The 21,608-nt window shown below is 70.2% G+C and carries 21 protein-coding genes and 1 tRNA gene; 10 read left to right on the top strand and 12 right to left on the bottom strand.

The features are described 5' to 3' along the window. Window positions 1-41: 41 nt before the first annotated feature. Window positions 42-1,340 (bottom strand): PP2C family protein-serine/threonine phosphatase, encoded by a 1,299-nt coding sequence (locus GT755_RS00400; RefSeq protein ID WP_161477686.1) that lies wholly within the window; start codon window positions 1,338-1,340, stop codon window positions 42-44. A 53-nt stretch (window positions 1,341-1,393) separates the two neighbouring features. Continuing rightward, a complete protein-coding gene (locus tag GT755_RS00395; RefSeq protein ID WP_161477685.1) occupies window positions 1,394-2,068 on the bottom strand; it encodes an NAD(P)-dependent oxidoreductase in 675 nt (224 codons plus the stop codon). A 40-nt stretch (window positions 2,069-2,108) separates the two neighbouring features. Between GT755_RS00395 and GT755_RS00390 the strand changes: the two genes are divergently transcribed. Together GT755_RS00390 and GT755_RS00385 are read left to right on the top strand one after the other, a co-directional pair. Continuing rightward, window positions 2,109-2,546: a MarR family winged helix-turn-helix transcriptional regulator gene (locus tag GT755_RS00390; protein WP_161477684.1), complete on the top strand. Its 438-nt coding sequence runs from the start codon at window positions 2,109-2,111 to the stop codon at window positions 2,544-2,546. Window positions 2,547-2,578: 32 nt separating this feature from the next. Then, complete coding sequence (locus GT755_RS00385) at window positions 2,579-3,400, top strand: alpha/beta fold hydrolase (RefSeq protein ID WP_161477683.1); 822 nt, start codon at window positions 2,579-2,581, stop codon at window positions 3,398-3,400. A 63-nt stretch (window positions 3,401-3,463) separates the two neighbouring features. Here GT755_RS00385 and GT755_RS00380 read toward each other — a convergent pair whose 3' ends face one another. From GT755_RS00380 to GT755_RS00370, 3 genes are read right to left on the bottom strand one after another with little or no spacing between them, the layout of a single operon-like run. Next, window positions 3,464-6,769, bottom strand: coding sequence for a hypothetical protein (locus GT755_RS00380; RefSeq protein ID WP_161477682.1), 3,306 nt, complete (start codon window positions 6,767-6,769; stop codon window positions 3,464-3,466). 13 nt (window positions 6,770-6,782) lie between these two features. Next, window positions 6,783-8,054 carry a hypothetical protein gene (locus GT755_RS00375; protein ID WP_161477681.1) on the bottom strand — a complete coding sequence of 424 codons (1,272 nt, stop codon included), beginning with the start codon at window positions 8,052-8,054 and terminating at the stop codon, window positions 6,783-6,785. Beyond that, window positions 8,051-9,148, bottom strand: coding sequence for a nucleotidyltransferase family protein (locus GT755_RS00370; protein ID WP_161477680.1), 1,098 nt, complete (start codon window positions 9,146-9,148; stop codon window positions 8,051-8,053). Before GT755_RS00370 ends, GT755_RS00375 begins: the two co-directional genes overlap by 4 nt. 411 nt (window positions 9,149-9,559) lie before the next feature. Here GT755_RS00370 and GT755_RS00365 point away from each other — a divergent pair, with 411 nt between their 5' ends. Next, window positions 9,560-10,291 (top strand): DUF7873 family protein, encoded by a 732-nt coding sequence (locus tag GT755_RS00365; protein WP_030453828.1) that lies wholly within the window; start codon window positions 9,560-9,562, stop codon window positions 10,289-10,291. A gap of 42 nt (window positions 10,292-10,333) precedes the next feature. Then, window positions 10,334-10,401: transfer RNA gene (locus tag GT755_RS00360), tRNA-OTHER, on the top strand. 290 nt (window positions 10,402-10,691) lie between these two features. Here the strand turns inward: GT755_RS00360 and GT755_RS00355 are convergent. After that, window positions 10,692-10,946: a MerR family transcriptional regulator gene (locus GT755_RS00355; protein ID WP_161478599.1), complete on the bottom strand. Its 255-nt coding sequence runs from the start codon at window positions 10,944-10,946 to the stop codon at window positions 10,692-10,694. Between the two features lie 538 nt (window positions 10,947-11,484). Beyond that, window positions 11,485-11,970, bottom strand: coding sequence for a MarR family winged helix-turn-helix transcriptional regulator (locus GT755_RS00350; protein WP_161477679.1), 486 nt, complete (start codon window positions 11,968-11,970; stop codon window positions 11,485-11,487). A 72-nt stretch (window positions 11,971-12,042) separates the two neighbouring features. Between GT755_RS00350 and GT755_RS00345 the strand changes: the two genes are divergently transcribed. From GT755_RS00345 to GT755_RS00335, 3 genes are read left to right on the top strand one after another with little or no spacing between them, the layout of a single operon-like run. Continuing rightward, window positions 12,043-13,083 (top strand): LLM class flavin-dependent oxidoreductase, encoded by a 1,041-nt coding sequence (locus GT755_RS00345; RefSeq protein ID WP_202609502.1) that lies wholly within the window; start codon window positions 12,043-12,045, stop codon window positions 13,081-13,083. After that, window positions 13,080-14,117: an LLM class flavin-dependent oxidoreductase gene (locus GT755_RS00340; RefSeq protein WP_161477677.1), complete on the top strand. Its 1,038-nt coding sequence runs from the start codon at window positions 13,080-13,082 to the stop codon at window positions 14,115-14,117. The genes GT755_RS00345 and GT755_RS00340 overlap by 4 nt, the downstream gene beginning before the upstream one ends. Then, entirely contained in the window at window positions 14,114-14,803 is a 690-nt protein-coding gene (locus tag GT755_RS00335) for an NADPH-dependent F420 reductase (RefSeq protein ID WP_161477676.1), read from the top strand. The genes GT755_RS00340 and GT755_RS00335 overlap by 4 nt, the downstream gene beginning before the upstream one ends. Window positions 14,804-14,934: 131 nt before the next feature. Here the strand turns inward: GT755_RS00335 and GT755_RS00330 are convergent, their stop codons facing one another. From GT755_RS00330 to GT755_RS00320, 3 genes are all read right to left on the bottom strand, one after another. Further along, window positions 14,935-15,609 (bottom strand): GntR family transcriptional regulator, encoded by a 675-nt coding sequence (locus GT755_RS00330; RefSeq protein ID WP_161477675.1) that lies wholly within the window; start codon window positions 15,607-15,609, stop codon window positions 14,935-14,937. A gap of 17 nt (window positions 15,610-15,626) precedes the next feature. Further along, window positions 15,627-16,598: an SPFH domain-containing protein gene (locus tag GT755_RS00325; protein WP_161477674.1), complete on the bottom strand. Its 972-nt coding sequence runs from the start codon at window positions 16,596-16,598 to the stop codon at window positions 15,627-15,629. Between the two features lie 262 nt (window positions 16,599-16,860). Further along, the gene (locus tag GT755_RS00320) at window positions 16,861-17,625 is read right to left on the bottom strand and encodes an SDR family NAD(P)-dependent oxidoreductase (protein ID WP_161477673.1); all 765 of its coding nucleotides are present in this window, start codon (window positions 17,623-17,625) and stop codon (window positions 16,861-16,863) included. A gap of 75 nt (window positions 17,626-17,700) precedes the next feature. Between GT755_RS00320 and GT755_RS00315 the strand changes: the two genes are divergently transcribed. Both GT755_RS00315 and GT755_RS00310 read left to right on the top strand, forming a co-directional pair. After that, entirely contained in the window at window positions 17,701-18,147 is a 447-nt protein-coding gene (locus GT755_RS00315; protein WP_161477672.1) for a MarR family winged helix-turn-helix transcriptional regulator, read from the top strand. A gap of 118 nt (window positions 18,148-18,265) precedes the next feature. Next, complete coding sequence (locus GT755_RS00310; RefSeq protein WP_328794096.1) at window positions 18,266-18,796, top strand: ATP-binding protein; 531 nt, start codon at window positions 18,266-18,268, stop codon at window positions 18,794-18,796. On the opposite strand, the gene GT755_RS00305 is transcribed toward GT755_RS00310, so the two are convergent. Next, on the bottom strand, window positions 18,780-19,250 hold the full coding sequence (locus GT755_RS00305; protein WP_161477671.1) for a DUF5946 family protein: 471 nt from the start codon (window positions 19,248-19,250) through the stop codon (window positions 18,780-18,782). The genes GT755_RS00310 and GT755_RS00305 overlap by 17 nt on opposite strands. Before the next feature lie 18 nt (window positions 19,251-19,268). Between GT755_RS00305 and GT755_RS00300 the strand changes: the two genes are divergently transcribed. Then, a complete protein-coding gene (locus GT755_RS00300) occupies window positions 19,269-20,033 on the top strand; it encodes a GntR family transcriptional regulator (RefSeq protein ID WP_161477670.1) in 765 nt (254 codons plus the stop codon). Here GT755_RS00300 and tmpA read toward each other — a convergent pair. Then, window positions 19,937-21,583: a 2-trimethylaminoethylphosphonate dioxygenase gene (tmpA, locus tag GT755_RS00295; protein ID WP_202609501.1), complete on the bottom strand. Its 1,647-nt coding sequence runs from the start codon at window positions 21,581-21,583 to the stop codon at window positions 19,937-19,939. The genes GT755_RS00300 and tmpA overlap by 97 nt on opposite strands. Between the last annotated feature and the right edge of the window lie 25 nt (window positions 21,584-21,608).

The following is a 21,608-nucleotide window of genomic DNA, read 5'->3' as shown; positions in this document are numbered from 1 at the left end:
CACCTTCACGTGATCGTCTACGCTGATTTGTGCCGTGCGTCTCAGCCCGCCGGAACCCGCAACGCCAGCACGACGATGTCGTCGACGTTGCCCTCGCCGACCGCCATCTCGTCGGCCAGTTCCTCCAGCAGGCCGGGCAGCGGACGGCCGGCGCGGCGCGACAGGGCGGCGAGCAGGTGGGCGGTCGCGGTGTCGAGGTCGACGCGGGGCGACTCGACCAGGCCGTCGGTGAACATCACCAGCAGCGTGCCGGGCGGCAGCAGCCGGGTCGACTCGGTGCGCCTGCTCCCCTCGGGCGGGTCCAGGGTCGGGAACAACATCAGGTCGTGGGCGGTCAGCTCCTCGGCCCGGCCGCCCGGGTGGACCAGGATCGGCGGCGGGTGCCCGGCGTTGGTCCAGGTCAGCTCCCAGCCGTCCGGGCGCGGGACCAGGTGGCCGTGCACGAGGCTGCCGGTCGCCTGCGGGAGCACGAGCCGGCAGGCGTGCTCCAGCGCCGTCACCGAGATGGCCGGCCCGTGCCCGGGGTGGTCGACGTCGGCCTGGCGCAGCATGCTGCGCACCTGGCCCATCAGGGTCGCGGCCTGCATGTCGTGGCCGGTGATGTCGCCCACGGTGACCGCCAGCGGCCGGCGTCCCGCCCCTTCGGGCAGGTCCAGGAAGTAGGCGTCGTACCAGTCGCCGCCGACCAGGTCGGCGGTCATCGCCGGACGGTAGAGCGCGGCGACCTCCAGGCCGGGCACCGGCGGCAGGTCGGTCAGCATCGCCCGCTGGAGCTGGTGGGCGACCGTCACCCGCTGGTGGAGCACGTGGGCGCGCTCGACCGCGCGGGCGGTGTAGCCGGCGACCGCCAGCAGGACGGCGCGTTCCTCGACGTCGAGCGGGTGCGGCCGGTCCCAGCCCAGCACCAGCACCCCGACCGGGCCCGCCACCCCCGGCAGCGGCACGCACACCGCCGACTTCAGCCCCAGGTCGGTGAACGCGGCCAGCGCCGCGTCGCCGTAGCCGTCGCGCAGGGCGGCCGGGTCGGTGAGCTCGACCATGCGCTCCCGCCGGAAGGCCTCGGAGGTCGGCCCGTGGGGGTCGACGTCGTACTGCCGGGCCAGGGTCTCGACCGTGCGGGGGATCTCGTCGTCGATGACGCGGCGCAGCCGGTCGTCCTCGGCCAGCACCAGGCCGACGTAGACCGGCTCCAGGTCGCTGCCCATCAGGCGCCGGACCCGCCGCCGGACGTCGAGCAGGCTGGTGGTGCCGGCCAGGTCGTCGGCCAGACGCAGCAGCAGCTCCGACCGCGACAACGCGGCCTGGGCCTGGACGAGGCGGTCGTGTCCGTCGCGTGTCATGGCCGGCCTCCCGGGTGTGCTCCCTCCTCACGGTCCCCTACCCGAAAAGCCGATCAGGTTGCCACGCCCATGGCGTGGCCGACGGTCGAGGGCTGGTTCACCATCGCGAGCATGGCGGCGGCCACGTCGGCGCGCGGGATCGACAGCCCGCCGCGCAGGTTGCGGTCGGGGGCGGTGCGGTAGCGGCCGGTGCCCGGTTTGTCGGTCAGGCGGGGCGGGCGGACGGCCGTCCAGTCCAGGCCGCTCTCGCGCAGCACGTCCTCGGCGGCCGACAGGTCGGCGTACACGGTGGGCATGGCCCGTTTGATGATCGGGGTCAGCACGTAGCGGGCGAACGGGCCCTCGCCCGGGTCGTGCCGGGGGGCGTCGGGGTTGCCCGGGGTGGGGACGGTCGAGACGGGGGCGGCGCTGACGATGAGGATCCGGCGGGCATGCGCGGCGTGCATCGCGGCCACGATGACGCGCGTCGCCGCCGTCACGACGCCGCGGTCGTGCTTGGGCGAGCGCGGGCCCACGCACGACAACACCCCGTCGGCGCCCTCGCAGGCCAGGATCAGCTCCTTCTTGTCGGGGGCGACGCGCAGGTCGGCGACCATGACGTGGTGGGGGTCGAGCGACAGGCGGGCGGCGTCGCGGACGACCACGGTGACCTCGTGGCCCGCCTCCATGGCCAGTCTGAGGCATTCGCTGCCGACTCCGCCGGTGGCGCCGAATATCGTGATCTTCACGGATTCCTCCGAAACGCGAATAGTATGAGAGTCGTATTATATGGTTTCAGTACCTTCCATCCAGGATGCGCTGCGCGCGTTGACCGCCCAGGTCTCGCTGCTCAACCAGCAGGTCGGCGGGCGGCTCGACCTGCGCCCGGTCGACCGCGACTGCCTCTACCTGATCTCCCGGCACGCCCCCATGACGCCCTCGGCGCTGGCCAAGCTGACCGGTCTGCACCCGGCGACCATGACCGGCGTGCTCGACCGGCTGGAGAAGGGCGGCTGGATCGCCCGCGAACGCGACCCGCACGACCGGCGCGCGGTGCTCATCCGCCCGCTCCCCGACCGGGTCCCCGAGATCGTCTCTCTGTACGCCGGCATGACCCGCGCCCTCGACGAGATCTGCGCCGGCTACTCCCCCGAGGAGCGCGCCCTCCTCCTCGACTTCATCGCCAAGGTCACCGATGCCGCTACCACGGCGAAAGATTCCCTATGACTCCCTATCAAAGGGAGTGATACGGTGTGTCCATGGACATCTTCACTTCCCCCGACGCCGGGCGCGCCCTCCTCGACCGCTACCGCGACCTGCTGGACACCTGGCCCGTCCCGGCCGAGCGGCTGACCGTCCCCACCACGCTCGGCGACACCTTCGTCCTGGCCTCCGGCCCACCCGGCGCGCCGCCCGTGATCCTGGTCCACGGCGCGATGGCCAACTCCCTCACCTGGTACGGCGACATCGCCGCCTGGTCGGAGCACCACCGCGTCTACGCGGTCGACATCCCCGGCGAGCCCGGCCTGTCGGCCCCCAACCGGCCGCCGATCGGCGACTACCCGGGCTGGCTCGGCGAGGTCATGACCGGCCTGGGCGTCGAGTCGGCCACCGTCGTCGGCCTGTCGCTGGGCGGCTGGATCGCGACCGGCCTCGCGGTCCGCGACCCCCGCCGCGTCGAGCGGCTCGCGCTGATCTGCCCCGGCGGCATCGGCAAGGTCCGGCGCGGCCTCCTGCTGGTGGCGCTGCTGCTCCTGGCGCTCGGGCAGCGCAAGCGGTCGCAGAAGCTCATCCTGGGCGCCGACCTGAGCGGCACCGGATGGTTCGGCGAGTTCCACGACCGGATCAACCGCGACTTCAAGCCCCGCCGCACCGACCTGAGGATCTACACCGACGCCGAGCTCGCCGGCCTGACGATGCCGGTGCTGGTCATCGCGGGCGACCGCGACGCCCTCATCAACGGGCCGGAGACGGCGCGGCGGGTGCGCGCCAACGTGCCCAAGGCGGATGTCCGGCTGCTGCCCGGCGTCGGCCACCTGATCACTGGCCAGACCGCGACCGTCACCGCGTTCCTGGGATGACCCCGCCTCGCCGATGCGGGCAGTTCACAGATCCACAGAAGGACCCCGCGGGCGCGTCGGCGGTCACCTCTTGGCACATACGGGGCCGTGCCAGGAGGCGTCGGGTAAGCCCAGTTCATCCCGGTATTCCAGGTCGGGCAGGGCCTGACAGATCCGTTCGAGCCACGCCCGGGACGTTGCCGGTTCGAACGCGCCGTCAGTGCCCGGCCAGGCGAAGACGCCGGGGACGGTTCTGTCCGCGGTCTGTCCTACACCCGTTCTCCCGAGTATCCGGTCGATGAGATCCGGATCACTGTGCCAGCGTTGCGTAAGGATGCCGACCGAGTTCTTGCTCCGATAGTCCTTGACCTCGAACTCGACATCGCCCGCGCGATCCCCGAACCGGATGTTCACGACCACGGTGTAGTCGGCCATCCACAGCCGGCCGACCCGCTTGTGCTCGAAGAGGTCCCAGATCTCGATCGCGTCTTCGTGGTATGTCGCGATGAGGGAACCGCCGGGGTCGATCACTGGGGCGAAGTCCTGGAAGTCACGGCTGGGTGTGTCTCCCATGGTGAACGCCGAGCCTGGGACGAGCGTCCCGTCCGAGAGCCGGTTGCGCTGTACCTTGTCCCCGCGGACGCCGACGACCTGGTCGAGTTCGGGCAGGACGATCTGCCAGTACGTGGGTGCGTCGGCGTCGGGGATGGAGATCTTTGCCTCGGTGACTTTACTCATCGTGCTGAGGTTCCACGTGCTGATTCCATCGCCGTAACTCACCCGCACCAGTTCGTCCGTCACGAAGCCCACCTGCGCGCTGAACTCCTCAGGGTCGTTGGCTCGCAGGAAGGCTTCGGACGCGGCAGGGAGCGGAAGCCGACCCAGAGGACGCAGATCCGGCAGCCGCCATAGTTTCGCCGGCCCCCTGTAGAAGACCGTGACCAGCAGGCGGCCGTCCGGGGAGGGCACCAGACTGCCCTCGGCGCCTGCTTGGCTGAGCTGCGCCGAGCCCTGCGGCGCCGTACCCAGTACTTTGCGGGCGGCGATATCCCAGCTCTCGAGGCGGTCGTCGGCATACTTGAGCACCAGATGGCGCCCGTCGGGGGTCACGATCGCGTACTGGGCCTGGATCAGGGCGTTCTCCATCGCGTCCGGCGGTGGAACGCGCAGGACCAGGAGCATGTCGGCGGCTCTCAAAATCAGCCGGTACGCGGATCCCTCGACGGTGGCGCGGATCAACTTCAGCCCGGCCGGGACTTCGACGCGCCGCTCCCGTGCTGAACCGGCCGCCAGGACGACGTACGATTCCGCTTCGTCTCGTCCTCTCGGCATGAGGGGATTCTTCATGGTGACGGTGTGCCGGTCGCCCGGGGTGATCACCGTGGGGGAACACACCTTGTCGGGCGATACGCGGGTGGCGAGTACGGTCGCGCTCTCCAAGCCGAACAGCTCGTACCTGCCTTCCTCACAACTCTCGACGACGGCCTGACCGCGGCCCACGTCGATCACCTGTCTCAGGCTGGCTCTCTTGTCCAGCGGACGCGAACCGGTGCTCGACAGAGCCATCGCCTTGCCCTGCTGAGCGACGACCAGTTCACCGGTGGTGAGCATTCCTCGGATCACGGCTGAGCCGGGCAGGCCGACGGCCCGTACTCTGCCGGTCGAGAGGTCGACGACGTGGAACTCGGGCGCGTCCGCTGTCCTGTAGCCCAGCCAGCGCCCCGTCGGATCGCTCACGAGCTCGTCTCCGCCGACGTCGAACTGACGCAGGAGCCGCCGGGTCCGCACATTCCACAGCGCCGTCTTTCCCGATGCGCGAGAGATGGCGACCACGTCCCGGCCGAGCCAGGCCGCCGTCGCCGGGCCCGTGCCCTCAACCGCGATGGTGAACGGCGCCCGCGCGTTGGCCGTGAAGTCCCAGGCGAACATGCGTCCGGTGTCGTCGGGCTCCGGCGTGACCGCGGCGGAGCCGTCGCTGTTGACCACGCCCTGGCCCGTCGGCACCATGATCTGCGCGAACCGCAACTGACGGGCCCACGCGCGTAACCTCGTCCGGGCTTCGAGCCCGTCGCTGGTGCGATAGGCGCGAACGTCAAGATGCAGCCGTTCCCAGTGGCCGTTCGGCAAACGCTCCAGGAGAGTGCGTGCTGCGGCGTCGGCCGTGGCCGCCCTGACCGCTGCGGTGTTCCGGGACACGGATTCGCCGTACAGGGTGAGACCTCCGCCAGCGAGGAAGAACAGCGCGATCACCGTGATGGTCAGCAGCCGCCTGCGGTCAACGGCCCGTGCCTTCTTTGCGGCTCGCTTCCAGGTTCTGACCGGAATCAGATCTGCGTTGTCGCCGTACTTGTGGTTCGCCTCGACTGCCGCACGTCGGTCGGCCCAGGGCAGGACGACCCGCATGTCCTGGTGGACGACGCTCAACTTGGCGGCGTATCCGGACACCGAGGACGCCTCGTGGGGCGCGGCGGGATCTATCCGGCCGACGATCGCGGTGCGCGGGCGCAATCTGCGCACGGTCATCGGGCCCAGCACGGGTCTCGACAGCCTGCGCCGCTCATCGAGCAGGACCGTGAACCCGAGACTCAACGACTCGTTCACCACTCTCATAACCGGTCCGGTCCTGTCCTCCAACGACCACAGAACGGCACCGCTCGAAAAATCTCCGGCGACCTTCCACCCGACGGCCAGCGAAGCCTGGAACGAGGCATCCGCCGAGGTCAGCATCATCGTCACCGGATCAGGCACCAATCCTCCGGGCAACCCGGGCGCCCACGACAGGCTGAGCACGGCGAGCTGCCCCTGTGAGCCGCGATCGAGCAGCACCTGGACGCTAGGGCCGCGCCGCACTGCCTTGGGAAGGTTGGGGTAGGGCCATCCGTCGAGAGCCGCCATCCAGACGAGCGAAAGCAGATCAAGCCTTCCCGCGTCCGCCAGACGCCGAATCGCCGGCACATGTGGCGTTTCGATGACGGCCGGCACCTCCTGAACCGGCTCTCTGGGCACCTCCAGCCCGCAGTGCTCGATCCAGCGGCGGAAGATCCGGTGCTGGATCAAAGACTGCTCCGGCGGGGAGACCAAGGCCAGCCCGAGGGCCGCCAATGCCCGGGCCGCGGGAACCGGGGCGACCTCGTTGGGTTTGAACGGCTCCTCGGTCAGTTCGCGGAACCGGGTCAGCGGCGTCGCGATCTCGTGCAGGATCTTGTGACCTACGCATCGACCGGCGGAGAGCGCCTTGAGAGCGCGGACGTCACTCGTGGCGACACAGCGCCGGACGATCGCAAGATACCGCTGACGGCTGTCGATCAGTTGATGGCCGACCCGACGAGCCTCCTCGCGGTTGAACTGGTCCCCAAGCAGGCTGGAAACATCCAGCAGGTCCTTATCCATGTGGCCGTCCCGCTCAGGAGCGTTCTTCGAACGCCCGCGCGGCAACGCGGACGGGATGGGTATCCATCAACTTCTCCGCGACATCCAGCCAGGCCAGCGCCGTCGTCGCCGTACCTGCGTCCAGGGAGGCCAGCACGTCGGCCGGGTCGGCGTCGTTCAGATCCTGTGCGCCGACCGGCACCGCATCGGCTTCGAACGCGGATCGCCCCTGCGGGAGCGCGACTGTGATCGTTCCCTCGAGATGGTCGTCTTCATCGGACAGCGCGATCCACAGTCGCCGGACCGGGCCGCCGTCGCGCGGCGTGATCCGGACCGGGAGGAGACACCCCACCCGCTCGGCCAGCGGGCCGTCCTCCGCCGCGTAAGCCCGCAAGAGCTGAGCCGTCACGCGCACCCGACCCGCCGGTGTCTCGACGAGGTGGACGCGCTGGAGGTCATCGCCAAGGATTTCGATGTGCTCGCGCACGTTGTCGGTGCCTGCCGCGGCCTCGAGGCTGGAGTGCAGTTCGGTATGTATCCGCCGATCCTCCGATCGGTCGCTCAGGCGTGCGGCGGCCACGCGGCAGGCGTGACGGTACAAGGGATCGAGGCCCTCCAGGAGGGACACCAGCCGACTCAGGCAGGCGCGGGAACGAGCGGGGACACGGGACAGCGGAATTTCGCAGAGGGCTGCCAGCAGCGCGTTCGCGCCGAACCTGGCGATCAGTCGATTGCCGGTGCGCAACCCGTGGTCGAGTTGCTCGACAGGGCCAGTGAGTCCGAGCACGGCCGGTGTCAGCCAGTGCTGCACCTCCACCAGCTCACCGAGAGTCCCGTCCGGCCGCAGGCCCGCCTCGACCGCCTCGACTGCGCGATCGAGCAGTTCCCAGGGCAGGATGGCGAACACCTCGTCGGGCGGATGGGCCTCGGCGTCGAGCCGTTCCAGCAGCCAGTAGCGCAAGGGCAGTGACTCGCTGCTCAGCTCCCGGAACATGTCGGCTGTGCCGCCGTCTATCACCGGCCACCGCTGCTCGATGCGGTTTATCACCTCGACCGTCTGACGGCTCGCGATGATCGGTCGGCCGAAGTCGTCTAATTCCACCACGGTCGTCCCGTCGTCGTGGGCCAGTCCCAGCACATATACGTCCGGGCCCCACGGCACCGCGATGCGGCGCCATCCGTCGGCGAAGTGATCCAGCTCTCTGGCGTCAGAGCGATGATCCCCGTCGTTGACCGGGCCCAACTGCCCGGTGCGTGGTGACAGGGTGGCGGTCCAGGCGCTGAGCGGGCGGTGGCGAGAGCTCATCGGGCGTCTCCGATCAGGGTGTTGAGCAGGTCGCGGCCGGGTTGCGGCAGCATCGCCGCGAACTCACGCTGCTGCTGCGTTGTCGCCCGGACACTCCGCCGGTAGGCGTTCCGCAGGCCTCTCCACTCGGAGCTGCTGAGCATGCGGCCCAACATCGGCGGTAACGCGGCGATGCGGGCCTTCAGAGGTTCCAGGTCGAATGTGACAACGCCCGACGGATCATCCTCGCGCCAGCGGAGGGCGAACTTGGCCGCCCGCACTATGACCATCGCCTGGGTGAGGGGATCGTCGCTGACATTCAGCGGGGTGAAACGACGCTCTTTTCCCAGCAAATCGTCGAGGCCAGTACCGCTCGGGTCCATGATCTGGTGATCAAGTGCGTCGTACAGGAGGGCGTTGAAGGCGAAGTCCCGATATTGGGCGTCCTCCGAGAGCCGGCTGCCGACGGCGGGGAATTTGAAGCCTCCTTTCGACAATCCGCGATACTCGATGAGCCGGGTTTTCCTTTTCGGCGGGAGCACCGAGCACACCAGGGAGGACGGGTTGACCGTCACCTGGCATTCCGACATGCCCAAAGCGCGCAATGTTTGACGGGTGATGTCGGTGAAGCGGCCCGCCGGTACGGTGCCGGACAGATCGAGGTCGTTGACCTCAGACAATGGCACGTCCGCGACCAGATCGCGTGCTGCCCCGCCCGCCAGCCACAGCCGATGACCGGTGGCGTGCACGGCCGCCAGCAGCGGCCGGATCAGCGGACGCCATGGCGCGCCTCGCAGATCCAGCAGTGCGCCTGCCCGCACGGGAGTCGCCGGGTTGAGCGATTCGGCCGCGTGTACGCGATGGGCCGGGAGGTCCGCCGGAGGCATGGCGGCCAAGGAATGGGCGCCGTCCGCGGTCTGCGGCACCGGCCGGTTCGGAGGTCCGGGAAGGTGCTCGTCGCCGTCGACCAGCAGCCGGTCGTCGAGGTGGGTTGATGCGACATCACCATTCTGCATAAGCCAGCCGAAACCGGCCACTCGACGCTCTGCGATGACATCGCCCACGAGCAGGGGACGAACAGGAGAAATGTTGCCATCGCCTGATTTCTGGGTCATTTTCTCTCCGGATACATCCATTCCGAACGTGGCATTGGTCCTCGGACCAGCGCAAATTCACACGATTCGGAAGAATGGGCAGGTTGGTTCACCTGCTCTCACTGCCCTAGGAGTGAGTCGGCCAGAATAACAGGGCAGCTCAGACATTTTGTTCTTTTGTTTAGAAACTCCATCTATGCACCGGGACAGGGCGCCTACTGGCGAGGTCAACGCCCTACTGTCCGGTCGGGCCTGTTGTCGACGCGGCGGTCTTCCTCGTGATCGCGGAGCATGCGCAGAACGGCCGAGGCGACGTAGATCAGTCCTGCGCCGTCCGGACTCATGTCTCCTCTACCGCGCCGAAAGAAAGAAGGGTTCCGAGTGGAACAAATCAGGTGAAGTCCCATCGAGGCAGCCGCTACCGTCATGATCGTGACCAAGCTCAACCAGATCCTGGCCGTCGAGAAGGGCGTCAAGGCCGACGTCCAGCGCAAGGTGACGGACGCCAACACCCTCATCCAGAAGGCGCCGCTGCTGTCGGGCATCTCGCGCACCTACCAGCCGATCGACGACGAGGGCGAGCAGCTGCCGCCCGAGTCGACGCGCGTGCAGGTGCAGGCCGAGCAGGTGCTGCGGGACGTCACGGTCACCCTGACCCGGCTGTTCGACGTGACCGCGACCAAGGACGTCGCCAACTGCTCGGCCAAGGCCGACATCGTCGTCGACGGCGCCACCCTGGTCCGCGACGTGCCGGTGACCTACCTGCTGTTCCTCGAGAAGCAGCTCGCCGACCTGCACGGCCTCATCTCCCGGCTGCCCACGCTCGACCCGTCGGAGACCTGGTCGCTCGACGGCAACACCGACACCTGGCGCACCGAGCCGGTCCGCACCACCCGGACCAAGAAGGTGCCGCGCAACCACGTGCTCGCCGAGGCGACCGACAAGCACCCGGCCCAGGTCCAGGTCTTCACCGAGGACGTCGTCGTCGGCTACTGGACGCGCGTCGCCTTCTCCGGTGCGCTGCCCCAGCGGCGCGTCAACGAGCTGCTGACCCGGCTGACCAAGTTGCAGGAGGCGGTGAAGTTCGCCCGCGAGGAGGCCAACGGCACCCAGATCACCGACCAGCGGGTCGGTGAGGCACTGTTCGGTTACCTGCTCGGGTGACCCCATAGACCCCCGCCCGGAAGGGCGGGGTGCGCGATGAGCGCAAGCTGAAACTGAAGCATCACGACTGAACGACGGTGACAGCGCAGGTTCGAATCCTGCCCCCTGCATCTCTCGCGGGGGTGGCCCAACCGGTAGAGGCAGCCGTTCAAACTCAGGCTCTCGCTCCAGACTCAGCATTGCCGCCGGTCGCCGGAGCGACCGGTCACGGACGGAAGTCGTCAGGTTGCGGGTTCGAATCCCACCGGGTGCTCTCCCTGCGCCCGTAGCTCAACGGAAGAGCGGACGACATGATCGTGATCCGTGGCCTTCAAAGGTTCCGGCGCCGCGATGTGGCGGCGTAACGGCCCCCGGGATTCAGGGTATTTCCTGGGGGCCACCGCTTTTTCGCCGGCCGGTGTCAGTCGCGCCGGCGCAGTTCCTCGTTCATGGCCAGCGCCTCGGCGAGCTGGTCTTCCAGGATGATGATGCGGCACGCCGCGTCCACCGGGGTGCCGGCGTCGACGAGTTCGCGGGCGCGGGCGGCCAGCCGGAGCTGGTAGCGGGAGAAACGGCGGTGACCCCCCTCGCTGCGCAGCGGCTCGATCAGCTTGGCGGCGCCGAGACTGCGCAGGAAGGCCGGGGTGACACCCAGGATCTCGGCGGCCCGGCCCATGGTGTAGGCGGGGTAGTCGTCATCGTCGAAGCGTTGTTCTGAGGCTGACGCCTGATGTGCTTGATCCACTCAACCTTCCTGAAAACGCGAACAGGGGCCCCGGCGCGGTGACGCGCCGGGGCCCAGAGGGTTTAACACCATCCACCGGCCGTGTCGGCCGGTTCACCTATGTGCGTGGATCGCATATGCGTGACCGTAGACCACCATCCTGTTCATGGAGCTCCGGTACCCGTGCGGCGGCACAAGGCCGGCGACGGGCGATCCCTGATGGCGTTCAACACTCCTTTCCGGTTATCTCTGCTTCGGCACCTCAACCGTCGGCGCCTGATTTCGTGCAACGGCGGCGCGTCCACCGTCCCGGCCCTGTCTGACTTCGCCGGCCGCGACGGTCCGACCTTCCGCCTCCTCCGCATCGTTACTGCTTCCACGCTCGTCCAGGCAGGTCGTCGTGATGCTCGTACTGCGCTGCCCTCGTGGATCCTTCTCTTACGCTGACACAAACGTTATCCCCCACGCGGCCGAATGTCTATCGTCGCGACTACAGATTTTCTTCCTTCTCCCGGTCAAGGATCAGGTGGTCCCGGAGTGCGGCGGCCAGGTCGCCGGCCGCCCGGATCTGCGCCGGGGTGAGCCCGTCGACGAACAGTTCGCGGATGGCGCGCAGGTGCGGGACGGTCGCCCGGTGGAAGGCGGCGGCGCCCTCCTCGGTGAGCACGGCCTCCGCGCCCCGGTTGTCCTCGGTGCAGTTCTCCCGCCTGATCAGGCCGCGCCGGTCCATGCGCCCGAGGTGGTGGGACAGGCGGCTGCGTTCCCAGCCGATCGTCGCCGCCAGCTCCGAGGAGCGCAGGCGGCCGTTCTCGGCCTCGCTCAGCGCCAGCAGGACGCTGTAGTCGCCCGTCGACAGACCCGACTCGCTCAGCAGCCGGGCGGCCGTCGCGGCCCGCAGCGCCTCCGTCGTCTCGATGAAGTCCCGCCAGATCCGCAGCTCCTCCCGGGTGGGGAAGCGGCCTCTGCGCTGCGTCAACGTCGTCTCCTCCCCGCCGGGAATATAATTGACACGTCAATCATTTCCGATCATATGACGTTGAGGCACGACATGTTCGAACTAGGGCTGAACTCCTTCGGGGAGGTCGCCACGGACGGCGGGCGGACCCTGTCCGACGCCGAGACCGTGCGGCTGATCGTCGAGGAGGCCCGGCTCGCCGAGGCGTCCGGGCTCGACGTGTTCAGCCTGGGCGAGCACTATCGCGAGGGCCACACCGACTCGGCCACGCCGGTGCTGCTGGCCGCCATCGCCACCGCCACCGGCCGCATCGCGCTCGGCACCTCGGTGACCGTGCTCAGCACCAACGACCCGGTGCGGCTCTACCACGAGTTCGCCACCCTCGACGCGGTGTCGGGCGGCCGGGCCCGCATCGTGCTCGGCCGCGCCTCGGCCACCGAGTCGTTCCCGCTGTTCGGCTACGACCTGGCCGACTACGAGCGGCTGTTCGAGGAGAAGCTCGACCTGTTCGTCCGGCTGGAACGCGAGGAGGAGGTGACCTGGTCGGGCACGGTCAGAACCCCCCTCGTCCGGTACGCCGCCCGCCCCCGCATGCGCCCGGGAGGCATCCCCACCTGGATCGGCGTCGGCGGCAGCCCCGGCTCAGTGCTCCGCGCCGCCCGCCACGGCCTGCCGCTCATGATGGCGGTCATCGGCGGGCGGCCCCAGCGGTTCGCCGGCAACGTCGACCTCTACCTGACCGCGCTGCGCCGTGCGGGCCGGCCGGAACTGCCGATCGGGCAGCACTCCCTGGGCCTGGTCGCCGACACCGACGAGGAGGCCAGGGAGACCTGGTGGACCTACTGGCAGCCGGTCGTCGCGGCGCTGGCGGCCGAACGCGGCTTCTACGCCCCCACCCGCGACCGCTTCGAAGCCGAACTCGACCACGGCGCCCTGTACGTCGGCTCCCCCGAGACCGTCGCGAGAAAGATCGCCAGAACCGCCCGCGACCTGCGGCTCAGCCGCTTCGACCTCAAGTACGACATCATGCACCTCCCCCGCGACGCCCGGGCCCGCACGATCGAGCTGCTCGGCCGCGACGTCGCCCCCCGTGTCCGCGAACTCCTCTCCTCCTCGCAGAAAAGAAGCGCATGACCGACATCACCTTCGGCCTGGACACCTTCGGCGACGTGCCGTCGGACGACTCCGGCGCCCCGCTGTCCCACGCCGCGGCCATCCGCCAGGTCCTCGACGAGGCCGTGATCGCCGACGAGCTCGGCGTCGACGTGATCGCGCTGGGCGAGCACCACCGCCCCGAATACTCGATCTCCACGCCCGAGACCGTGCTGGCCGGCATCGCCACCCGCACCTCGCGCATCCGCCTGGCCTCCGGCGTGACCGTGCTGAGCTCCGACGACCCCGTCCGGGTGTTCCAGCGCTTCGCCACCGTCGACGCGCTGTCGAACGGCCGGGCCGAGGTGATCCTCGGACGCGGCTCCTTCACCGAGTCGTTCCCGCTGTTCGGCTACGACCTGGCCGACTACGACAAGCTGTTCGAGGAGAAGATCGAGCTGTTCGTCAAGCTCCTCGACGAACGGCCCGTCACCTGGAGCGGCACCGTCCGCGCCCCGCTCGACCAGGCCGACGTCTACCCCAAGACCGAGTCGGGCCGCCTGTCGACGTGGGTCGGCGTCGGCGGCTCGCCCCAGTCGGTCGTCCGCACCGCCCACTACGACCTGCCGCTGATGCTCGCCATCATCGGCGGCGCCCCCGACCGCTTCGCCCCTTACATCGACCTCTACAAGCGGGCCGCCGAGCAGTTCGGCACCACCGCCCACCCGGTCGGCATGCACTCGCCGGGGTTCGTCGCCGACACCGACGAGGAGGCGCGCGAGGGGTTCTGGCCGGGCTACAAGGTGATGCGCGACCGGATCGGGGCCACCCGCGGCTGGCCGCCGATCAGCCGGTCGGAGTACGACGCCGAGATCGCCCACGGCTCCCTCTACATCGGCTCGCCCGAGACGGTCGCCCGCAAGATCGCCAAGGCGGTCGGCACGCTGGGCGTGGCCCGGTTCGACCTCATCTACAGCGTCGGCCCGCAGCCGGTCGGCGCCCGCACCAAGGCCGTGGAGCTGTTCGGCGGCAAGGTCATCCCGATGGTCCGCGACCTCCTGGGCGACCGGTCATGAGCCCCGTAGAGACGATCGGCATCCTCGGGGCGGGCAAGGTCGGCACCGTCCTGGCCCGGCTGGCGCTGGCGGCCGGATACCGCGTGCTGATCGCGGGCTCCGGCGACCCCGCCAAGATCGCCCTCATCGTCGAGGTGCTCACCCCCGGCGCGACCGTGGTCACGGCGCAGGAGGCGGCGGCCGGGGCCGACGTGGTCGTGCTGGCCCTGCCGCTCGGCAAGCACCGCGACATCCCGGCGCGGGAGCTCGACGGCAAGCTCGTCGTCGACGCGATGAACTACTGGTGGGAGGTCGACGGCGTCCGCGACGACCTGACCGACCCCCGCACCACCACCAGCGAGATCGTCCAGGAGTTCCTGCCGGGCGCGCGGGTGGTCAAGGCGTTCAACCACATGGGCTACCACGACCTGGAGGACGGCGCGCTGCCCGCAGGCGCGCCCGGCCGCCGAGCCATCGCCGTCGCCGGGGACGATCCCGGCGACGTGGCGGTCGTCGCCGGGATCGTCGACGCCCTCGGCTTCGACCCGGTCATCGCCGGGCCGCTGGCCGAGGGCGTGCGGATGGAGCCGGGAACCGAGCCGTTCGGCGCCAACGTCGAGGCCGCCGAACTGCGCGCGATGCTGGCCCGGTTCCCCGAATCGGAGCGCGGACGCGCCCGTCACCAGGCGGTCGCGCCCCCGACGTGAGCAGCGTCTTGCGCGTGATCCGCTCACGCGCCTGTGCTGTTTTCTCCGTTACGGCTCCCCCCACCTCGGCCCCGCCCGCCGTCTCCGGCGCTCCCCGGTTTCCGGCGCCGGCCCGGCGCGCGCCGCCACGGTCAGTAGGTGGCCAGCAGCACGCGTTCGGCCTGGTCGAGATAGGCCGCGAGCAGGGCCTCGGCGTCGGGGCCGCGACCCGCGTCGAGGAGCGTCAGCAGTTCGCGGTTGAGCGGCAGGAAGGGCGCGTGCAGGGCGTGCGGGTCCATGGTGTGGAATACCAGCCGGAGTTCGGCCAGGAGTTGGGCCATCATCGTGTTCACCCGCTCGCTGCCGTTGAGGGAGGCGATGACCAGGTGGAAGCGCAGGTCGGCGGTGCCGACGTCGGGCCACCGGTCCTCGGCGGCGGCCTTGTCGGCCTCGGCGACCACCTCCCTCAGCGCGGCCAGGGCCGCCGGATCCCGCTCCCCGCGGCGGACGGCGGCGCCTTCGATCATCCGCCTGACCCGGTAGATGTCGGCGACGTCGGCCGGTGACAGGACCCGCACGTAGACGCCCCGGTTGAGCCGGTGTTCCAGGAGCCGCTCGTGGCCGAGGAGGCTGAAGGCCTCCCGCAGGGTATTGCGGGAGACCTCCAGCTCGGCGGTCAGTTCGTCTTCGGCAAGGCGGCTGCCGGGGGCCAGGCCGCCCTCGGTGACGCGCTGCCGCAGGATCGCCGCCGCCCATTCGGCCGTGCTGCTGCGGACCCGGAACGGGCGGGTCTCCCCGTAGGCGTCGGAGGGGTCTGGTTCACTCACGGTCGGCAGACAATCATCTACTTGCCGCCGGCGTCCACGCCCTGGGGATTGCCCGGGGCGTAGACGGTGATGCCGTCGGGCAGCGCCCCGATCTTGTCGATCTCCACGCAGGCCGGGCAGGCCTCGTAACCCTTCTGGCGGGCGCGGTTGGCCTCGGCCTCGGCCTCGGCGCCGGTCACCAGGGCGCGGCCGTCGATCTTGGCCTTCTCGGCTCTGGCCTCGGCCTGACGGATGTCGGCCTGCGCGCCCTGCGCGCTGGTGATGCTCTGCTGGACCTCATCCGGCAGGGTGATCCGGACCAGGTTGAACCTGAACCCGGTCAGGTAGGGCCCGCCCAGCATGGCCTGGATCTCGCGCTCCAGGCTGGCGTTGACCCCCGACTGCACTTTGGCCAGGTTGGCCAGCCCCGCGTTCGGCTCGGGCAGGTCGGCGCCGTTGAGGAAGGCGCAGGTGGGCACCAGTTCCTCGCAGCGCATGGCCCCGATCTGCACCCGCAGGGTGTTGTAGATGACCGGCCTGACCGCCTGGCTGAAGAAGGCACTCCAGCCCTCGTCGCCGTCCCAGGCGTAGAGCATGTCGTCGCCGTCGCCGACGTAGGTGCGGGTTCCGTAGCGGTCGTCGAAGGCCTTGATGGTCTCGTGGTCGAGGTTGAGCGAGAAGTAGAACGTGCCCTCCACGCCCACGTTGACGCCGTCGCCGCTCGGCACCACCACCTCGTCGACGCCGAGCGTGGTGGCCCGTTTGGGGTCGGAGGTGATCGTGTAGATGCGCTGCTGCGCCGGATAGGCGTGGGCGGTGGACATGAACCCGGTCCAGGTGGGTCCGGTGGCCGGGTTGAGGATCTGACGAATGCCGCTGTCGTCAAAGGGGCCACCGTCGCGAATGACGGTGACGACTCCCGCGTCCGTATGGGTGAATCCGGTCGCGTACGTGATCAGCGTGAGCCCGGTCAGGGCGACGGCTAAGACACCGATCAAGGTTTTGGCCATACTTTCAATGTAAGGATTGTTGAACAATTTGATAAGAGGAATTTTCAATATCCTTGGCTGAGGATCCCGACGGGTGAGTCGCCCGTGCCGTCAGACGACGGCGGGCGGGCCGAGTCTCCACGTGGCTCGGCGAACAGTTCGTCGTCTTCATCCGCCCGCCCTCGGCGAGCGGGCCGGCCGCGCTCCGACTCCGGGAGCAGGGCCGGCATCGCGCGCAGTTCGGCAGCCTCGACATTGGCGCCGAACGGCTCGGCCGCGCCCGTCACCAGGCGGTCGCGCCGCCGTCGACCATGTAGTTGGCGCCCGTGATGTAGGCCGCCCGGTCGGAGGCGAGGAAGACCACCAGCTCGACGATCTCCTCCGGCCGGGCGAACCGCTTGAGCAGCGTCTTGCGCGTGATCGCCTCGCGGGCCGCCTGGTCGTCGCCCAGGTCCCGCTCGCTGGCCGGGGTCAGCACCGGCCCCGGGCTGACGGCCACCGCCCGGATCCCGTGCGGAGCCCCTTCGAGCGCGAGCTGGCGGGTCATGCCGATGACCCCGGCGTTCGCGGCGGCGTGCGCGACCATCGGCGGCACCTCGCCGGCGATCAGGCCGGCCATGGACGCCACGTTGACGATGACGCCGCCGCCGCGCGCGACCAGGTGTGGCCAGGCGAACTTCGACACGAAGAAGGGGATGTCGAGCTCGCCCGCGATGGTGGTGTGCCAGTCGTCGACCGAGAAGCCGGGCAGCGGCCCGAAGCGCGGCAGGGCCGCGTTGTTGTAGACGACGTCGAGCCCGCCGTAGGCCGCGACGGCCTCCTCGACGACCTGGCGCGCCTGCTCGGGGTCGGTCAGGTCGATCGGCGCGACGCCCGTCATCTCCCCGCCCGCCCGGCGCACCAGCGCGACCGTCTCGTCGTTGGCGGCGGTCTGGATGTCACACCCGACCACCTTCGCGCCCTCGCGGGCGAAGGCCAGCGCGGCGACGCGTCCCTGCCCTCCGGCGGTGCCGGTGATCAGCACGACCTTCCCGTCCAGTGATCCCATCGAGTCCTCCCCGAGTAATAGTTGCTTCGTCAAAAAAGTACATTACTTCTTTCGTGAAGCAACTACCATGTGGGGATGACCACACGACCGCTCTCCCCCGACGAGGACGCCCTGGTCCGCGCGCTGCCCCGGCTCATGTACGCCCTCCCCCGGGCGATCGACGCCGACATGGTGCGCGAACAGCAGCTCCCGCTGATCGAGTGGACCGCCCTGATGCGGCTGTCGGAGGCCCCCCGGCGGCGGATGCGGATGGGCGAGCTCGCCACCGCGTGCGAGTTGTCGCTGAGCGGCATGACCCGCATCGCGAACGTGCTGGAGAGACAGGGCCTGATCGAACGTGTCAGGAGCGACGAGGACGCCCGCGGCTGGAACGCCGTCATCACCGACGCCGGGCTGGCCCGCCTCGAACAGGCCTGGCCCACCAACCTGGCCAGCGTGCGGCGGCACCTGCTCGACCACCTCGACGGCATCGACGTCGCCCGCCTGGCCCGCGCCATCGGGAACGTCGCCCTCACCGACTGAGCCCATCTTCCCGATTTGTTCGCCATCATGAAGGACAACGGGAGGGGACAGGTTGACCCTGGGGGTACCGGCCGCCGGCAGGACGGCCGACACACTGCGTTATCCGCCGGGATCCTTGGTGATCCTGACCGGCCTGCCGGGCGCCGGGAAGACCACACTGCTGCGCCGCCTCTACGCTCTCAGCGGCGAGGAGACCCGGCCCGTCGACCGGGGCGGCCTGACCGTCATCGACAGCTACCAGTCGCGGCTCCACTGGCGGGGCCGCATCCCGTGGGCGCCCAAACCGGCGCGCACCGCGATCACCTGGGTCACCCACATGTCCCGCATCTCCCGGGCCATGCGCACCGGCCCGGTGATCGCCCACAACCGGGGCTGCGGCGTCTTCCCCCTCTACGTGCTGGCCTGGCTGGCCGTCCGGCGCGGCACCCGGCTGCACCTGCTGATGCTCGACACCCCGCCCCACCTGGCGAAGGCCGGGCAGCGGTCGCGGGGACGGGTGGTGCCCGAGGCCGCCTTCGGCCGGCATCTGCGCAGGTGGGGGCGGCTGCTTGGCCGCGTACAGGAGGGCGACCCCGCGCCCGCCCTCACGGCCCACGTGCTGACCCGGGACGAGGCCGACCGGCTCAAAGAGGTCAGGTTCGACCGCTGAGCCGCTCGACCGTCGCCGCGGCGATGGCCTCGACACGGCGGCCGTAGGCCTCGGCGCCGTCGAACACGAAGCTGCCGCCGACGACGGGCAGCGCGCTGAACGAGGCCCGGAAGCCCGTCGCCGCCGCGCCCAGCGGCAGCGGCGCGTAGTTCTCGAAGGGCGTCATGTCATAGCCCTGGCGTGAGGTGTGCCGGTTGCGCGCGACCTGGTGGGCCGCGACCCGGACCACCGCGTCGACCCCCTGGTCGAGCAGCAGTTGCAGCCACCGGAACTGCACGTCGAAGTGCTTGGCGTGGCCCTCGGCCGGGTGTTGCAGCAGGTAGGAGCAGACGACGGGGTTGTGCCAGCGGTACATGTCCGGGTCGGCCTGCTCCTCGGCCAGGATCGCGTAGTAGTAGTCGGCGCACCGGCCCAGCGGCCCGGCGGGCGCCCCGCAGTCACAGTGATCCGTCATGGCCTGGATCATAGGTGGGTGGACGACCGTGACGTGCTCTACCGCCGGGTGGCCGCCGACCTGCGCGAGGCCGTCGCGGGCGGGGTCTACGGCTCCGACGGCCGGCTCCCGGCCGAGTCGACGCTGGCCGAGCACTACGGCGTCTCCCGCGGCACGATCCGGCAGGCCCTGGCGCTGCTGCGGGCCGGCGGCGTGGTCACCTCGCGGCGCGGCACCCGCCGGGTGGTCCTCGGCGCGGCCCCGGCGCAGAGCTTCGCCGAACTGCTGAGCTTCACCACCTGGGCCCGCTCGATCGGCGAGGAGCCCGGCGGGATGCTCGAATCGCTGACCGTCCGGCCCGGCGAGGAAGAGGAGCTGACCCGGCTGCGGCTGCGCGCTGGTGCTCAGGTGTACGCCGCCCTCCGGGTGCGGACCCTGTCGGGGCGTCCCGTGATGATCGAACGCACCTGCTACCCGGCCCGGGTCGGCGAGATCGTGGCCCGGCTGCCGGCCGACACGGTGTCGTACACCGAACGGCTGCTCGACCACGGCATCGTCTTCGCCGACGCCGAGCACACCATCGACCTGGCCTTCGCCGACGCCGACGACGCCCGGCTGCTCGGCTGCCCCGAGGGGGCCGCGCTGCTGCGCGAACGCCGCCGCACCACCGACCCGGCCGGGCGGCCGGTGGAGTGGTCCGAAGACCGCTACCTGCCGGGGACGGTGGCGTTCACCGTGCACAACTCGATCGCGACCTCGACGTTGTCGCGGCTGCGGTCAGCGGCGCAGCAGCGGGGCCAGTAGCGGCCGGAAGTGGCCGAAACCGGGGGTCGCCGCGCCCGCGACCTTGCCTCGTCGTCCCAGCGCCGGATCGCCACCGCGTCGGCCGCGCCCGGCAGCGCCGCGAACGCGGCGGCCTCCTCCTCGCTCATCGGGCCGCCCTGCACCTGGAGGGTGAACTCCGAGGCCTCCGACAACCGGGCCCGGTAACCGGGTTCGACCGCGCACAGGTAACGCTTGGCGGCGACGTGCAGGCGGACCGGCTCGGTCACCTCCGGCCCGAACCAGCGGGCCAGCACCTGCGCGCCGGTGTGGCCGTGCCGGTTGTCGACGCCCGACATGAGCTCCGCGCCCCCGTCGAGGTGGCCGATGTCGTGCAGCAGCGCCGCCGCGACCAGGTGCGCGGGCGCGCCGGACGCCTCGGCGAGCGCGGCGGCTTGACGCATGTGCTCGGCCATCGTGACGGCCTCGCCCAGGTAGTCGCCGGTGCCGGGGCCGGTGAAGAGCGCTTCCAGCTCGTCGAGCGCCGCCGTCCGGCGCAGCACCGCCAGCGTGCTCGCCAGGCCGTCGAGGTCGGCGTACGCACCCTGCAGGTGCCGCGCGCCGCTCTGCTCGAAGGCGGTCCGGGCGTGCAGGAGCCGGGTGTTGTCGAAGATCAGGCAGTCGCCCGGGGCCAGCCGGAACGTCACCATCAGCTCGGGCCGGGCCAGCACCTTCGCGAAGGCGCGGTAGGCGTCGTAGAACGTGCCGGGTGAGCGGAGCGTGCCGAACGACCGATTGTTGAACCGGACCTCCCGGATGTTCCCGAGGGGGTCGACGTCGATGAGCGGCCGGACGGCCGTCAGCTCGGTGCGCGCGTCGCGGTAGACGAAGGGCACCGGGGTCCGGGTCAGCACCGCGAACGCCTCGGGGTCCTCGGCGCGCAGCAGCGCGGCGGCGTGGAACCCGTCGACGAGCCCCGAGTCGCCGCCCTCGGCCGCGTTGGTGAGACAGTGCAGCAGCTGGATGGTCGGCACCGGGTCGCGGTAGGGGTTGTCGGTGTGCGGGGCGATCGCCCGCGAGGTGAAGGCCAGGTTGCCGGGCGTGGGTTCCACCCGCACGTCGAACAACGTGCCGTAGTTGGTCTCCCGGACGTACCCGAAGGACCGCGCGACCTCCAGAACCCGGCCCTCCTCGGCGGGCACCGCCCTGAGGAGGACGAATCCGAGCCGTCGCACGGCCTCGAGGATCCGGACACGTTCGGCGGCCGAAGAGAGATAGGTGTGCCAATCGGCGTGCGGCGCTTCGGCCAGGTCGGCGGCGGCCCACAGACGTTTTCCCGCCTCACTGCGGTGGTCCACCGGGGCGGGGGCGGTCAGCCAGTCGCGGCGGTAGACCGAACGGTGGCCGTCCGGCGACCAGGTCACCTCCACCTCGCCTGCGCGCTCGGTCACCTCGCCGACGGCCAGGTCGTCGGGCAGGTCGGTGATCTGGAAGAGCTTCTGGCCGCTGTGCGGGTCGCGGCAGCCGGGGCACGGGCAGTTGTCCCGCAACCACATCGGGTTGTCCAGCATGATCGTCCTCGTGTTCGCCAAGTTGTATAGCCAACTTCCCGGGGCG

The sequence above is a fragment of the Herbidospora solisilvae genome (assembly GCF_009901565.1).
Lineage (GTDB): Bacteria > Actinomycetota > Actinomycetes > Streptosporangiales > Streptosporangiaceae > Herbidospora > Herbidospora solisilvae.
The sequence above is the reverse complement of the archived record's forward strand: the minus strand, read 5'-3'. Positions and strand labels throughout refer to the sequence as shown.